This is a genomic window from Bradyrhizobium sp. SZCCHNS1050, from assembly GCF_032484785.1.
GTDB lineage: Bacteria > Pseudomonadota > Alphaproteobacteria > Rhizobiales > Xanthobacteraceae > Bradyrhizobium.
This window is the reverse complement of record NZ_JAUETR010000003.1, coordinates 255,397-270,591: the sequence shown is the minus strand read 5'-3', so window position 1 is coordinate 270,591 and position 15,195 is coordinate 255,397. Positions and strand designations below refer to the sequence as shown.

Annotated in this window: 15 protein-coding genes; 3 read left to right on the top strand and 12 right to left on the bottom strand. The window is 65.0% G+C overall.

The window, feature by feature from the left end; all coding sequences use genetic code 11:
- Positions 1–51: 51 nt before the first annotated feature.
- The 4 genes from QX094_RS33175 to QX094_RS33160 all read right to left on the bottom strand — a co-directional run bounded on the left by QX094_RS33175 (position 52) and on the right by QX094_RS33160 (position 2,473).
- The gene (locus QX094_RS33175) at positions 52–498 is read right to left on the bottom strand and encodes a host attachment protein (protein ID WP_315827830.1); all 447 of its coding nucleotides are present in this window, start codon (positions 496–498) and stop codon (positions 52–54) included.
- 69 nt (positions 499–567) lie between these two features.
- A complete protein-coding gene (locus QX094_RS33170) occupies positions 568–981 on the bottom strand; it encodes a DUF3775 domain-containing protein (protein ID WP_315752592.1) in 414 nt (137 codons plus the stop codon).
- Positions 982–1,183: 202 nt separating this feature from the next.
- A complete protein-coding gene (locus QX094_RS33165) occupies positions 1,184–1,648 on the bottom strand; it encodes a hypothetical protein (RefSeq protein WP_315752591.1) in 465 nt (154 codons plus the stop codon).
- 114 nt (positions 1,649–1,762) lie between these two features.
- Positions 1,763–2,473: a hypothetical protein gene (locus tag QX094_RS33160; RefSeq protein ID WP_316175965.1), complete on the bottom strand. Its 711-nt coding sequence runs from the start codon at positions 2,471–2,473 to the stop codon at positions 1,763–1,765.
- 222 nt (positions 2,474–2,695) lie between these two features.
- Between QX094_RS33160 and QX094_RS33155 the strand changes: the two genes are divergently transcribed.
- Complete coding sequence (locus QX094_RS33155; RefSeq protein WP_316175966.1) at positions 2,696–3,079, top strand: VOC family protein; 384 nt, start codon at positions 2,696–2,698, stop codon at positions 3,077–3,079.
- A gap of 16 nt (positions 3,080–3,095) precedes the next feature.
- Here the strand turns inward: QX094_RS33155 and QX094_RS33150 are convergent, their stop codons facing one another.
- The 8 genes from QX094_RS33150 to QX094_RS33115 form a co-directional block, all read right to left on the bottom strand.
- The gene (locus tag QX094_RS33150) at positions 3,096–3,551 is read right to left on the bottom strand and encodes a hypothetical protein (protein ID WP_409977965.1); all 456 of its coding nucleotides are present in this window, start codon (positions 3,549–3,551) and stop codon (positions 3,096–3,098) included.
- Positions 3,552–3,668: 117 nt separating this feature from the next.
- Complete coding sequence (locus QX094_RS33145) at positions 3,669–6,350, bottom strand: PAS domain S-box protein (protein ID WP_316165437.1); 2,682 nt, start codon at positions 6,348–6,350, stop codon at positions 3,669–3,671.
- A gap of 113 nt (positions 6,351–6,463) precedes the next feature.
- Complete coding sequence (locus tag QX094_RS33140) at positions 6,464–7,267, bottom strand: NUDIX hydrolase (protein WP_316175967.1); 804 nt, start codon at positions 7,265–7,267, stop codon at positions 6,464–6,466.
- Positions 7,268–7,269: 2 nt separating this feature from the next.
- Positions 7,270–8,223: a dihydrodipicolinate synthase family protein gene (locus tag QX094_RS33135; protein ID WP_315717666.1), complete on the bottom strand. Its 954-nt coding sequence runs from the start codon at positions 8,221–8,223 to the stop codon at positions 7,270–7,272.
- A 75-nt stretch (positions 8,224–8,298) separates the two neighbouring features.
- Entirely contained in the window at positions 8,299–9,177 is an 879-nt protein-coding gene (locus QX094_RS33130; RefSeq protein ID WP_316170851.1) for an SDR family oxidoreductase, read from the bottom strand.
- Positions 9,178–9,263: 86 nt separating this feature from the next.
- Positions 9,264–10,124 carry a MaoC family dehydratase gene (locus QX094_RS33125; RefSeq protein ID WP_316170852.1) on the bottom strand — a complete coding sequence of 287 codons (861 nt, stop codon included), beginning with the start codon at positions 10,122–10,124 and terminating at the stop codon, positions 9,264–9,266.
- Positions 10,125–10,373: 249 nt separating this feature from the next.
- A complete protein-coding gene (locus QX094_RS33120) occupies positions 10,374–10,763 on the bottom strand; it encodes a Zn-ribbon domain-containing OB-fold protein (protein WP_316175968.1) in 390 nt (129 codons plus the stop codon).
- A complete protein-coding gene (locus tag QX094_RS33115; RefSeq protein ID WP_316175969.1) occupies positions 10,763–11,911 on the bottom strand; it encodes a thiolase domain-containing protein in 1,149 nt (382 codons plus the stop codon). Before QX094_RS33115 ends, QX094_RS33120 begins: the two co-directional genes overlap by 1 nt.
- 492 nt (positions 11,912–12,403) lie before the next feature.
- Here QX094_RS33115 and QX094_RS33110 point away from each other — a divergent pair, with 492 nt between their 5' ends.
- Both QX094_RS33110 and QX094_RS33105 read left to right on the top strand, forming a co-directional pair.
- A complete protein-coding gene (locus QX094_RS33110; protein WP_315712037.1) occupies positions 12,404–13,780 on the top strand; it encodes an IS30 family transposase in 1,377 nt (458 codons plus the stop codon).
- 625 nt (positions 13,781–14,405) lie between these two features.
- Complete coding sequence (locus QX094_RS33105) at positions 14,406–15,140, top strand: metallophosphoesterase family protein (RefSeq protein ID WP_316165023.1); 735 nt, start codon at positions 14,406–14,408, stop codon at positions 15,138–15,140.
- Positions 15,141–15,195 lie beyond the last annotated feature (55 nt).

Genomic DNA, 15,195 nt, shown 5'->3' with positions numbered 1-15,195 from the left:
CGAGACCGCGAACAGGGTCTCCGGACAGTCATTGGCATGAGAAAGCCCGACTCAGGCGAGCAGTTGTTTTTCGATTTCGTAGACCGGAAGCTTGACCAGATCCTTGTGGACCTCGCCATGCAGCGCCTTTCGTACCGCGTCGGAATAGTCGGCGCGGATGATCCCGAGCGCGCGCGGCGACGCCACCATCGTGACGGCTTTGGTTTCGCCTGAAATGACAGCATGATGCAGGCGATCAGCAAGCTGCTTGAGAAAGGCGCGCTCAGCCTGATCATGCCAATCCGTCTGATCCACTGAACTCCGAGCATTGCCGAATGACTGCTGCACCGAGCCGGGAGCGTCGGTGCCCTGAGCGCTCGTGCGGTCGTTCTCCTGCTCACGGACCTCTTTGGTGTGCAGGTTCGGAAACATGCTGTCACCGACGTTCTCGAGGATCAGCGCCTTGCGCCCGTCGCATACGACGATCCAATCACCGGTTCCGACCTTCATCTTGTCCATGAGATTACTCCATCATCCGAATTGCAGCGAAGAATGTGCTGGCGAGCCCATCGGGAGAAACTGCTCCAGCTATATGCCTTCTTCGAAATCTTCCAAGGAAAGGCCGAACTCCGAGAGAGCCTCCTCCAGATAGTCGCCGAGCATCGGAGTTTCGATCAGGTACGTCGCGGTGCGATTGTTGTGTGCCTGAGCGGCCTGCGCACGAAGCTCATCCCAATTGTCCAGCGAGCCGTCGCCCCGGCCCAGCCACATCAGCGTGACCAGATCGATCTGTTCGTCGACATTGAGGCCCCTGATGAAGCTGACGAGCTCCGACCTGTCAGTGTTCAGGCCTCGCCCAGCGGTACCGGGCGCCGCGTCGTCATCTGCCAAATCTGCCAGCAATTCGGGTTCGGTCGCTTCCATTTCGTGCTTGTGGATCTTGGTCACGACGAAGGCGACCTTCTCCGGCGAGATTGAGAGGGTGGGCGTGGTAGTCGTCATTCAGCGTCTCCTGGGTCCCCGGGCAAACGCTCCCAGGTCCCATGCAGAGACGCTAGGCGTTCCGGAAGGAGCGCACTTTGCGCAAGATCAAGGCAGCGTGGCGGCGTGAAAAACGGCGCAACAGCCCGCGCGAGTTCAACCGCCCCGTGGCGCGATTGCAGCGGGACTGCTTGGATCGACCAGGGGCTGCGGGCGATCGATACTACCAGGTCCAATCGAAAGAGCCGACACGCGGCTGCTGCGCGACCAGGATCATCGGTCTGCCCGGATGAGCTCTTGCGGTCCTTCGCTTCTTCACCTCTGCAGCCGGCTTGCCTGTGTCGGCAATCCGCGTCGCGCGAGGCTTCTCGGCGGCCTTCACTGCCGCAACCTGCGGGTTGGCCTCGACGGCGCTCATCTGCGCGAAGGCGTCGCGGGGACTGCTCTTGGCGACTTCTGCTGCAGGCTGCTCCGCCTTCGCGAGCTTCACCGGAGCTGGCGTGGCGATCGAGGTGTCCATCACGATCCGCTCCGGCCACTTTCTCGTGGACTGAATGCGCACCGGGGGAAGATCCGACGCAGACGACAGGCTTGCAGGCAATGGCACGCTGGGAAGCACGGCATCCGCCAGGACGAGCAGCGCCAGCAGAGTTCCACCGACGAACATAAAGTAACGCAGAATGGGCATAATTTACCGCTCCGTCGGCACCTGCGCCGACATCCACCTAACGGAGGATCATGACAGTATGTTCCCGCGTCGAACGCTCGGGTTCAAAGACCGCGGGAGACTAGCGCGACATAATTAGATTTTCGTCGCTGCAACCAGCGCGCATTTGGCCGCGCTGACGTTAACGTTGACGAATCCGACATGGACCGCCACGAAGGTCTTCCGGCTGCGCGACCCGACTTGGCCGGGCACGATCCGTCGGCGGTCGGTGACGTGACCACCGTCCCGCCGGCTGAAGGCGCAGGTGATTTCGATGTCCTTGATTGCGAAACTGTTGGCATTCCGTAGCGTGAAGGTCACCAGCGCCTTCGATCCAAGACCGCCGCGCCGCCAGGACTGGGAACTGATCCGCAGGCCGGACAGAGCCGCCGGGTCGAGCGCAGGGGATGACGCAGGCGGCATCGTCGGCGACAGGCTGGCATTCGCGTCCATGACGTTCCGGCCGGAGCCGACCACGGGGGACGAATCGGGGTGCGGATTGGATGCATCCGCCAGACTGGGCACCACGGGCGAGAGCCGACGCGACGTCTCAGTCCCGTCTTCGTCTCCTTCGTAGCCGCTGCTCGGGGGGGCCGATCCGACCCGCGTGAGGCTGGGGTCGGCCACCTCCTCCTCTTCGACCGACATGATCAGCCACCCGACTGTGCTGAACATGACCAGCGCGAAGATCGCCAACCCCGACACGGCGGCCCCCAAAGGGATGGACGCTCCGTCGCTTCGGCGCATGGCCAGCGACGCCGCGGCATCGGGCTTGCGTCCCAATAAACGAGAGAGACCCGCGCTCATGTCTGCACCATCGGCTGCCCGGCGGGGGCATCTGGAAGCTTCAATCGGCAAGCATCGATAGGGTTGCATGCAAAGCCGACAATTGGAGGGCAGGCCCGGATACCGGTCGGTCGGCCGGGCTGGCGCGGCCGCTGACAGACCGGTAGACATCCGCACAGTTGCCGACACCTCAAGAAACGCCGCCCCGCCGCGGGCGGTTCACTCTTTCGAAAGATCTCGACGATGTTGAATGTCACGTGGGACCACATCCATCTCCGCAGCCCGGACCCGGAAGCCACCGCCAGCTGGCTTCGCGACATTCTCGGCGGCGAGATCATCCGCAATCCCGGCCGCATCGACGTCAGGCTCGGCGGTGCCAGCGTGTTCATCGCCAAGGTCGAGCCGGGCGACGGCGTCAACGCGCCGCCTGTGACGCCGCACCAGGGCCTCGATCATTTCGGCCTCACCGTGAAGGACATCGACGCCGCGGCCGCCGAGCTCAAGGCCAAAGGCGTCACCTTCACGACCGAGCCGACCACGATCCGCCCCGGTGTTCGCATCTGCTTCATCCGCGGGCCGCAGGGCATTTCCATCGAGCTCCTGGAGCGCGACAAGAAATACGTCTGACCGCCGCCCCGCACGGCTACGTCATGCTGCCCGGCATGAAGCAGCGAATCTGAAGGCCCTGATAGCCGCGCATCGGCCATACCATGGTGCGGCCGACACGGTTGGGCTCGGTGATGACTGCGTCGTCGGGAACATCGAGCCATTCCCCCTCGATACGGACGCGGTAGTGACCGCCCCTGCTCTCCCAGTCGACATCGCTGACGGCGCTGCCGTCGGCGTCAGAGCAGCATGGGCCCTTGCCGCTGCGCAGACCGTCGAACCATGCCTTGATCTCCGGCGACGAGTTCGCATACTGGCCGCGATCACGCGCCAGTGACGGTGGCGCGGCGAGTGCGATCAACAGCGCCGCACTGCTGACTTGGACAGGCGGCTTCCATCGCGCGACCGCCTGCCGCCTCGAACCCGTGTTGCTGATGTCGGCACGATCAGCGCGATGCGGCCCATGGCCGCGGGACACGATCCATCTGCTCATTTCCATCTGGCTCCTGCACCACCCCAGGGTGCGCGGGATGGAAATGCATCAACCGGGCCAGATTTCGATTCGATCTCGGCTTCGTGAGAGTCAATCCGGGGGGTTACGCAGATCTCCCTACTCGGCCGCCTGCTCGAGAGGTGCGACCCGCGGCAGAATGATCTGGATGCGCGTGCCCGCGCCAGGCTCGGAGTCCAGATCGAGCCGCCCGCCAAGCCGGCTGGTCACGATGCTGTAGACGATGTGAAGGCCCAGGCCGGTGCCGCCCTGGTCGCGGCGCGTCGTGAAGAAAGGATCGAAGGCGCGGCGGCGGACGTCGAGCGACATGCCGCAGCCATTGTCGGAAAAGACGATCTCGACATTGTCGCGGCCGGACTCCCGCGCCCTGATTTCGATCACACCGCTCCTGCCGTCCGGAAACGCGTGCGCGACCGCATTGAGGAACAGATTGGTCAGGACCTGCCCGTAAGGCCCGGGGTAGCTGTTCATCACCAGATCGGGCTGGCAATCCACGTTCACCGTCAGGTTCTGTCTGCGCACACCCGGGCGCAGGCTCATCACCACCTGCTCGGTGAGATCGGCGAGATCGAAGGTACGCTGGTCGGAGTAGTTGCGGTCCGCTGCGACCTGCTTGAACGACTGGATCAGTTCGGCCGCGCGATTGAGATTGGCGACGAGCTGCCCCGCGGCGCTGCGGCTCATCTCGATGAACTCGTTGAGGCTCGACCGCCGCAGCTCACCCCGCGTGACCGCCTCGCTGAAGCGCTCGGTCTTGCGCTCGAGCGCGGAGGCGACCGTCAGGCTGATGCCGACGGGGTTGTTGACCTCGTGGGCAACGCCGGCGACCATGCGCCCGAGCGCCGCGAGCTTCTCGGCTTCGATCAGCGAGGCCTGGGTGTCGCGCAGGTTCCGGAGCGCCGTCTCGGCGGCCTCCTTGGCCTTGCGCATCTCCAGTTCGCTCTTCTTGCGCTCGCCGATGTCGAGCGCCACCGTGACGATCTTGTCGACCTCGCCGTCGGCGTCGAGAAGCGGCAGCTTGTTGACCAGCCATTGCCGCATGACGTTGCATGAATCGAGGTATTCCTCCTCGTAGAACCCGAGGCCGGCCTTCGTCGCCAGCACGCGCTTGTCGTTCGAGTCCGTCTTGTTCGCGCCGTAGCGCGACATCAGCTCGCCCGTGGTGCGGCCGAGCGCATCCTCGGGCTCGACGTTGAAGATGCCGGCCATGTAGCGGTTCATCAGGACATAGCGCAGCTCGCGATCCTTGACGTTGATCACCGCCGGCACCGTGTCGATGACCTGCTGCAGCAATCGCCGGCCTTCAGCGATCGCGTCCTCGGCGCGCTTCTGATCCGTGATGTCGCGGACCACGCCTTCGTAGCGAACCACCTCGCCGTTCTCATCCCGCACCACCGTGCCGCTGTCGGAAAGCCAGCGGATCTCGCCGGTGCGCCGCCGCACCTGGTATTCGAACTCGCGCACCATGCCGTCGCGCCGCATCAGCCGCTGATAGCGTTCGCGCGCCAGGGGATGGACATAGATCGTATCCGCGATGTCGTTCACGCTCTGGATCAGCTCGCTCGCGGATTCGTAGCCCATGATGCGCGCGAGCGCCGGATTGGCATTGAGCACGAGACCACTCGGTGTGGTCACATAGATGCCGTCGATCGAAGCTTCGAACAGCTTGCGATAGCTCTCCTCGGCCAGCCGCTGCTCGGCCAGCGCGCGGACCGCCGCCTCACGCGCCGCGTCGGCATCCTGCAAAGTCTGCCGGAAGACTTCCGCCGCCCGCGCGATGTCGCCGATCTCGTTCTGAACGTCGGTCTGCGGGATCGACGCCGCCTTTTCGCCCGCCGCCAGCGCCCTGATCGAGCGCGCGATCGAGGCCAGCGGCCGCACGGTGCGCCGGACCACGAAGGACGCAGCGAAGATGCCGATCAGAACGCCCGCCGTGCCGAAGATGATGCTTTGCCATTTCGTCTCCGCCAAGGTGCGGGCGAAGTCGCGCGACAGTACCTTGCCCTGGCTTGCGCTCAGGGCGCGCAGCAACTCGGTGACCCGGCCGATCAGCCGCCCCTCGATGCCCAGCACCTCCTTGTCGAGGCGCGCGATCTCGTCCTCGGTGCCGGCAATGGCGATGATCGCCTCGGCATAGCGGTCCGCGGCCGCACGAAGCGCGCTGTCCTCGATCGGCATTGCGCGCATGCTGCGGGCGGCCTGCTCGGCGCCGGCCGGGTCGCGCGCCAGCAGCGCCGCGCCGACCTGATTCTGCACCTGGAACAAGGCCCGCGCCGTGGCGCGATCAGTCAGGCCGGCGATGGCGTCCTCGAAGCTCTCGCGCGCCGTCGGCAAACCCGACAGCAGCTCGGCACGCCGCGCGATCAGCGCGCTGATGCGGTCGATGCCTTCGCGGTAATTGGCGAGCCGCTGGGCAACGCCGTCGATGGTCGCCTGCTGCTCCGGTGCGAGCTGCAGGCGCGTCTTCTTCAGGAGCGCGCTGAGCTCCGTCGCCGCCTCCATGGCACGGTCGGAGCGCGAGCCGGGATCGGTGACGAAATCGCGCGCCGCGAGCCGCAGCTCGTTCATGCGCTGGTCGATCTCCTCGGCGAGATCGCCGACGCCCTGCAGCCGCTGCAACTCGGCAAAGGTCGAATCGATATGCCGAATGGCGATCACGCTCGCCATGCTGGTCGCGGTGATGACGGCAAGCAGCAGCAAAAAGCTGCCAAAGATCATCCGCCCGATCGTCATCGATCGGAGGCTGCTGCAGGCCGTGTCGAGGTCCGGTAATCTACTCATGGGATCCGATGGTCGGAACCGCACTATATACGAGCCGCTGGGCGGCCAAATGAACATATAGAGAACAATTTTCGTCCGCGCATCATCCGCCGGACGAAAAATAGCCTGTGCGGTTAACCGGCCGCACCGAACTCGAACACCTCCCCATCATAGCCCGCCTCGCGCGGAATGCGCAGCTGGCGACCGCCCTCGGCGGTCTTGGTCATGACCGGCATCACGGTGACGATGTCCATGTCCCGCGCCGCCGCCAGGGCGTCGGCCACCGCGCGCTGCTTGCCGAGCCGGATCAGGTTGCGCGTGGTCGGGAACGGCAGCTTGAACCGGCCGTCCTCGCCGCCGGCCAGCGCCTCGCGCGGCGAGACCCAGACGGAGTCGGTCGATTCCCGGCCGTCATGGGCGCCGAGTTGGTCCGGCGGCGCCGCCGCCAGAAAGAACCAGGTGTCGAAGCGTTTCGGCATGCCCTCGGGCGTGATCCAATGGGCGTAGGGAACGAGCGCATCGAGCGCCAGCACCAGACCGTGAGCTTCCAGAACCTGGAGAAAGCTGATCTTGCCCTCGCACAGTGCCAGACGATGCGCCGCCTCGATGTCGCGAGCGGCAGCGGCATCGATCAGCGCGTCCGATCGGCGCAGCCGCGCCAGCAGGATGCCGCTCTCCTCGAAGGTCTCGCGCACCCCGGCGATGCGGAAGCCGAGCGCCTCGGCTTCAAGACCCTCGTCGCCGGCATAGAGCTCCGGCCTGCCGGCGATCTCCTGATCGCCTCTGTCGACGCTACCGCCGGGAAACACCAGGGCGCCCGAGTTGAACTCGATCTGATGGTGACGCACCATCATGAACACCTCGATCTCGCGTGCGACTGCGCTGTCGCGCAGCAGCAGCACGGTCGAGGCGGGACGGACGGCGGCAGCGTCAGCCATGGTCACTCCGCGGCGGTGGCACGAGGTTGCAGATTGGCACGCGCGTCGTAACGCGCCACGCGCGACAAGAGATAGTCGACCTCGGCCCTGGCCGCGGCCGTGATCGCGGAGGCCGGCTTGCGCTGCGCGCTGGAGGCGATCGCGCCGCGCTTCTGCAGCACGTATTTGCGCACGGCGAGCCCTGCCCCCGGCTGCTGCTCGTAGCGCACGAGCGGCAGATGCGCGTCGAACAGGTCATGCGCGGCGTCGCGCTTGCCCGCCTGCGACAGCTTGACCACGTCGACCAGCATTTCAGGGAAGGCGTAGCCGGTCATGGCACCGTCGGCGCCGCGCTCCATCTCGAAGTCGAGGAACAGGCCGCCATTGCCGCACAGGATCGACAGCGGCCTCAGCGAGCCGTCCTTCTGGAACGCGCGCAGCGTCGAGATCTTCTCCAGGCCCGGCCAGTCCTCATGCTTGAGCATCACGCAGGAGGGGCTGTCCATGACGATCTTGCGGATGACGGCCGGCGTGAACTGGACGCTCAGCGTCAGCGGGTAGTCCTGCAGCACCCACGGAATGTCCTCGCCGATGGCCTCCTGGGCCTGCTTGAAATAGCCCGTGATCTGATCATCGGTGCGCAGGCTCGGCGGCGGCGCGATCATCACGCCGGCAGCGCCCGCATCCATCGAGGCGCGCGCCAGTGCGCGCATGGTGGCAAAACCCGGCGCGGAGACACCGACGATGATCTGCAGGTTCTTGGCCCGCTTGGCAAAGCGCACTGCAACCTGCTCGGATTCAGCGGCGTCCAGTTTCGGCGCCTCGCCCATGATGCCCAGCACGGTGATGCCGTCGCAGCCGGCCTCGGCATAGAAATCGACCAGCCGGTCGATCGAGGCCTCGTCGATGCGACCGTCATCATGGAACGGCGTCGGCGCGATCGCGAAGGTGCCTTTGGCGGCGGCGGTGAGCTTCATCTCGTCTGGTCTCCAATCTCTCTGGCGTCATTCCGGACGCGCCAGGCGCAGGCCCGGAATGACGACCTGAATACATCAAAACCGCCGTGCGGACTTGGCTATATCGGCCTCCGAAAAGAATATCTCCTCTGCATGGGCGGCGATGTCCTCCGCTTTCCACGCCGACGACGGCGGTTTCCAGCCGTCCATTTCCATCATACGCAACTCGCGCACGCCGCGCGGACCGGACACGCCGAGCACCTTGCCGGTCTGATCCCCCGAGAGTCTGCTGACCATGTAGAGCACGGCTGGCGCGATGCCCTCGGGCGTCAGCGCCGCGCCCGGGTTTTCCTTGTAGCGCGGCAGGTCCGCGGTCATGCGGGTCAGCGCGCCCGGCGCGAGCGTCCACACCCGGATGTTGTACTTGCGGCCCTCGATCGCCAGCACGTTCGACAGGCCCCAGATACCGCCCTTCGCGGCCCCGTAATTGGATTGGCCGAAGTTGCCGATCAGGCCCGAGGTCGAGGAGGTGTTGACGATGACGCCGCCGCCATTGTCGCGCATCCAGCGGAACACGGGAAGCGTGCAGCAGAAGGTGCCCTTGAGGTGCACCTGGATCACCTTGTCCCAGTCGGCCTCGCTCGACTTGGCGAAGGTCTGGTCGCGCAGGATGCCGGCATTGTTGACCAGGATGTCGGCGCGGCCGAAATGGCGGATGGCATCGTCGAACACCGACTGGCCGCCGGCCATGGTCGAGATGTCGGCGCCGTTGGCGACGGCGCGGCCGCCTTCAGCGGTGATGGCCGCCACCACCTGCTCGGCCATCGACAGGTCCGAGCCGGAGCCGTCGCGCGGGCCACCGAGATCGTTCACGACCACCGCCGCGCCCTCGCGTGCAAACAGTTTGGCGTAGGCCTCGCCGAGACCGCCACCTGCGCCGGTGATCAGCGCCACCTTGCCGTCGAGCAGTCCCATGGATGTCTCCTCCTGCGCCGTGTCTTTTGTTGCCCGTCATGGCCGGCCATGACGGCAACTAACAGACGTGCCTCACATGGCAATAATCAACCCAGCACGGTCTTGCCGTTCTTGATCACGGTGACGTTCCGCTCCTTCACCCGCGCCTCGAACGAGATCACGTCGCCGTCCTTCCACAGATCGACCGTCACGGTCTCGCCGGGAAACACCGGCGAGGAGAATCGCGCGGCGTGCTGGCGGAAGGCTGACGCATCGTAGTCGGCGTAGGTCTGCAGCACGGCGCGGCAGGTCAGGCCGTAGGTGCACATGCCGTGCAGAATCGGCCGCGGGAAGCCCGCGCGGCGCGCGAATTCGGGATCCGAGTGTAGCGGGTTGCGGTCGCCGCAGAGGCGGTAGATCAGCGCCTGGTCGGGCCGCGTCGAAATCTCGACGCTGCGGTCGGGTGCACGCGACGGCACCGGATGCGGGTCGGGGATGCCGCCGGAGGGACCGCCGAAGCCGCCGTCGCCGCGGGCGAAGCGCGAGGCCACCAGGGTCGCCAGCGGCGCGCCGCTCTCGTCGCGCAGGATGGTCTGGTGGCGGATCACGGCACCCTTGTCCTTGCCCTTGTCGGACACCGCGAGCACGGAGGAATCCGCGGTGATCTTCGCCGCCACCGCCAGCGGCTTGTGAAAGGTGATGTCGCGCTCGCCGTCGACGACCAGCACGCGGTTCAGCTTCATGTCGCCGGGGCCTGCGCCCCAGGCGGCGACGGAGGCAAAGGTCGGCACCACCTTCAGTGGACGCGGCTCGGCCGTGGCCTCGTTGACGAAGGCAAGCTCCTTCTCGTCCATCGGATCGGCCCCCATGCCGATGCCGTAGGCGTAGAGCATCACCTCGCGATCGGTGTAGGCGTAGTTCTGCCCGATCGCCTTCATCGCCATCAGCTCATCGTAGTTGATCGGCATGTTGCCTCCCCAAACCTCGTTCTTTGTAGGGTGGGGAAAGCGAAGCGTGCCCACCGCCTTTCTTGGTAGAACGGTGGGCACGGCGCTCTGCACCTTTGCCCACCCTACGCACTCGTCGTGGAGCACACCGCTCGTTCCGCATCCGTCATTGCGAGCGGAGCGAAGCAATCCAGGGCTGCGCAAGGACTCTGGATTGCTTCGTCGCTTCGCTCCTCGCAATGACGCGTGGATGCATCTTTGCTCCCTCTCCTAAACCGGCGTGAAGAACGGCAGCGGGGCGCCGTCGGTCGGCTTGAACACCACCTTCACCTTCTGGCCGATCTTCAACGCGTCGAAATCGCAATCGACGAAATTGGTCTGCAGCGACGGGCCCTCCTTCAAGGTGACGTAGCCGATCGCGTAAGGGTCGGTCGGCGACTTCCGCATGATCGAGAACGTGTAGATTTCCCCCTCGCCCGCGCTCTGCTCCCACACCGTCTGGTCCGAGAAGCAGAACGGACAGATCGAGCGCGGAAAATAATGCGCCTCGCCACAGGCCGTGCAGCGCTTGATCATGAACTTGCCCTCGGCCGCGGCATCCCAGAACGCCTTGGTCTCGGGATTGGTGATGGGGGCCGGCAGTTTCTTCGCTTCGGACATCAGACGCGCTCCAGAATGCAGGTCGAGGCGGCGTGGCGCACGCCGAGCAGGCCGCCGGTGCCATGGGCGATGGCGAGATCGCAGTTTTGCACCTGCACCTTGGGATGGGCTTCGCCGCGCAGCTGGCGCACGGCCTCGATCACCTTGGTCATGCCGCCGCGGTTGACGGGATGGTTGCTGCAGAGGCCGCCGCCATCGGTGTTGAACGGCAGCTTGCCGACACCGGAGATGAGATTGCCGTCGGCGACGAACTTGCCGCCCTCACCCTTCTTGCAGAAGCCGAGATCCTCGAGCTGCATCAGCACGGTGATGGTGAAGCTGTCATAGATCGAGGCGTATTTGATGTCCTTGGGGGTCACGCCCGCTTCCGCGAAGGCGCGCGGGCCGGACCACACACCGGCGGAATAAGTGAGATCGAGGTTCTTGCCGCCGCGCGGCCCCTTCATCGCCTCGCCATGGCCGATGAGACGCACCAGCGGCTTCTTCAGACTCCTGGCGATCTCCGGCGTGGTCACGATCAGCGCGCCGCCGCCGTCGGTGACGACGCAGCAATCCATGCGGTGCAGCGGATCGGAAATCATCGGCGAGTTGATCACGTCCTCGACCGTGACGACCTCCTTCAGCATCGCATGCGGATTGTACTGCGCGTGATGCGAGGCCGCGACCTTGATCCAGGCGAGCTGCTCCGACGTGGTGCCGTAATCGTGCATGTGGCGCATCGCGCACATGCCATAGGCGTTGTGGGTGGTGGCGCCATAGGCCATCTCGAAATCGGCCTCGGCGCCAGCGGCACGCGGCGGCATCGGCCCGGTGCGCGGCTTGCCGGCCAAGGTGATCAGCGCGATCGAGCATTTACCGGCGGCGATGGCCTCGGCGGCATGGCCAACATGGATGAGATAGGAGCAGCCGCCGGTCTCGGTGGAGTCGATGTGCCGGACCTTCAGCCCGAGATAGTCGACCATCGGCCACGCGCCGCCCGGCGCGTCGCCGGCGCAGAAATAGCCGTCGACATCCTTCGCGCTGAGACCCGCATCCTCGAGCGCGCCCTTGGCGACCTCGGCATGCAGCTGCGCGGTGGATTTGTCGGGTGCATGCCGGGTCGGATGCTCATAGATCCCGGCAATGTAGGCCTTGCCCTTGATGGTCAACTCCGTCTCCGCTTCCTGTCGTTTCGTCCCGGGTGGTTGGAAATTTTTGGACCGTTGGATAGAGCTTGGCAAGCGTGGAAAATATTCCGCGGGGTGGAGATGGTCGCACCCAAGCGACATATTTCGATGTTGCACGCGACAGCGCCCACGCTGTCATCCTCCGGCTGACCGGACGTCCCGTCGTCCAGGGATCGCAATGATTGGATCGAGACGCCGCGGCGTACTGGATCGCCCGGTTCAAGCCGGGCGATGACAGCGGAGTGCGTGGTGGGATTCTCGCACAAGCCACACCATCGCAATCCCGCGACAGACACTGCCCGGGTCATGCTCATCTCGTTCACCCTCGTCAAGTCGGAGGGCGCAGGGAAGGCCAGGCGTCGGCTGACGCCTGCGGCCCGCCTGCGAAAAAAATGCAGGCGGCAGTCACCACAGGTCTGGCCGAACAACCGGCGGATTCAATTGGTCGTCGCAACACTCGATGAGGAGGTTGCGATGGGCATTCGAAAGAAACGGTCAACGCGGGGCAAGCTGGGATCATTGGGGCGCCCACCAGTTGCGGGGCGTGCGGAACAGCAGAAATTTTGGCGTGGGATTGCCGCTGGGTTGAACAGCGAGAATGCTGCGCTGGCTGCTGGATTATCGGATGCTGTCGGCCCCCGATTATTTCGAAAAGCGGGCGGCGTGGCACCGGCAATGTTCCGACCTTCAGCGAAGCCGCTCTCCGGACGGCACCTCTCTTTTTCTGAGCGCGAAGAGATTGCGCTGCTGAATGCGCAGCGCCATTCTGTACGAGAGATAGCGCGGCGTCTCAATCGATCTCCCTCGACCATCTCCCGTGAACTCGATCGCAATGCGGCCACGCACGGCGGCAAGATGGCCTATCGGGCGACGGCCGCCCAGTGGCATGCAGATCGATCGGCCCGGCGTCCTAAGCCGAGCAAGCTTGCAAGCAACGCCGCCTTGCGCGCTTATGTTGAAGAGCGGCTTGCAGGGTTTGTCGCACCTCCAGGCGGCGTTCGGCGGAAGGCCGGTCGTGCGGGCTCTAGCCAGGATCAGGGGTGGACGAAAGCGTGGAGTCCCGAGCAGATTGCCCGGCGCTTACCGATCGACTTCCCGGATGACGAGGCGATGCGCATCAGCCACGAAGCCATTTACCAGGCGCTTTTTGTTCAGGGCCGAGGAGCGCTGAAACGCGAGTTGTCGTCCTGTTTGCGAACGGGACGTGCGCTGCGCGTGCCCCGAGCGCGTACGCGGAAGCGCAGCAAAGGCTTCATATCGCCAGAGATCATGATCAGTGAGCGTCCGGCCGAAGTCGCGGATCGAGCTGTGCCGGGACATTGGGAAGGAGATCTGATCGTCGGCTCCGCCAGCTCGGCAATCGGCACGCTGGTCGAACGCAGCACGCGGTTTACAATGCTCCTGCACCTTCCACGGCTGCCGGGGTTTGACGATGGCCCACGTACGAAGGATGGGCCTGCGCTCTCCGGACACGGAGCTGAAGCGGTACGCGATGCGATCACGCGCACCATCGTCACCTTGCCCAAAGAACTCCGCCGCTCGCTAACCTGGGATCAGGGGACCGAAATGGCTCAACACAGTGACCTCAAGATCGATACAGACCTTCAGATCTACTTCTGCGATCCAAGAAGCCCCTGGCAACGTGGCACGAACGAGAACACGAATGGCCTGCTGCGGCAGTACTTCCCGAAAGGTACCGATCTGAGCGTCTACGATGCTGACGAGATCGCCGCCGTGGCCGCAGCGCTCAATTCCCGACCGAGAAAGACGCTAGGATGGAAAACTCCAGCAGAAGCGCTTGACGAGCTGCTGTCACGAATGAAAACACTTGGTGTTGCGACCACCGATTGAGCCCGCCACCCGGCCTTCCCTGCGCGATGGTCTTCACGCTTATACGCAGTCTGCCTGGTGCGCCGGGCTTGTTGGCCACCATTGCCCGCGCGGCGCGCAAGCGCCGTCGCGAACGTAGCACCAGCGTCGGGGTGCCAGCACGCTGCGACTTCGCGTCCGCGGCCTCGCCGTTCGTCCGCGCATCCAGGGACACGCTGCGGCAAAACCACGGCCATCGCTCCCCGCCCCGCGTGTCGTGACGATCGCGCGCTACGCCCCTCCGTACCGAGGCGGGATACGCACAATAGAGCATGATTTCTGATATTCGTAAAGAGAAATCTTTGGGCTGGAATAGTGCTTGCTGAACCGCTCCAACGAAGCAGCCGAGATATTCCAAACCGCTTTGCGGTCGCTACCGCACGACAACAAGGGCGGCGCCGGAGAATAGCGTTTCAGAGATCAGCGGCAACACGGCTCGAGCTGCACGACTGCTGCCTACAGGTTGTTCGCCCCCGACGGCCCATGCTATCAACACCGTCAAGCGCCGATTTGACCATCAGCTTGCGGGCGCGTCTCAAAATGCAGCTAAAGCGAACGGGTCCCGCATGGAAAATCCCTGCCGGCCGTTCTCTGAACGGAGGCTCCCATGCGGTTTGCGGCCATTGCCGACATTCACGGAAATTCCGACGCGCTGGCCGCGGTCCTGAAGGACATTGCGGCGCTCGGCATCGATGAGGTCGTCAATCTCGGTGATCATCTCAGCGGCCCGCTCGAACCGGTTCGAACGGCGGAGATGCTGATGGCACGCGACTTTCCGTCGATCCGGGGCGATCAGGACCGGCACATGATCGATCTCTATCGTGCGGGAGACACGGGGCGCAGCGACGTCCGCGCCCTCGATCAGGTGCATGTCGGCTGGTTGGCGGCGCAGCCGGCGACGCTGATCTATCACGACGACGTCTTCCTGTGCCATGCCGCGCCGGACGACGACGCCGTGTTCTGGCTCGATGAGGTCACCGCCTATGGCACGCTGCGTCAGAGCCCCCTTGCGCGTATCGAAGCACGGGCCGCCGGCATCGATGCCTCGCTGATCCTGTGCGGACACAGCCACATTCCGCGCATTGTCCGGCTCAGCGATGGCCGGCTCGTCGTCAATCCCGGCAGCGTCGGGCTACCCGGCTATCGCGGCCGCCCTCCGCACGGCTACCACGTCGAGACCGGGACGCCCGATGCCTGCTATGCGATCGCGGAGCAACGGCTTGGACGGTGGTCGCTGACAATCCGCTATGTGCCGTACGATCCCGCGCGGATGGCGGCACTCGCACGACGCAAGGGCATGCACGACTGGGCGAATGCCATCGCGACCGGCTGGGTCGGGTGACGGCCGTCGCCGGCCCTCATCGCAGGGCGTGTTGGCGCCGGCGCGATTGAGCCGG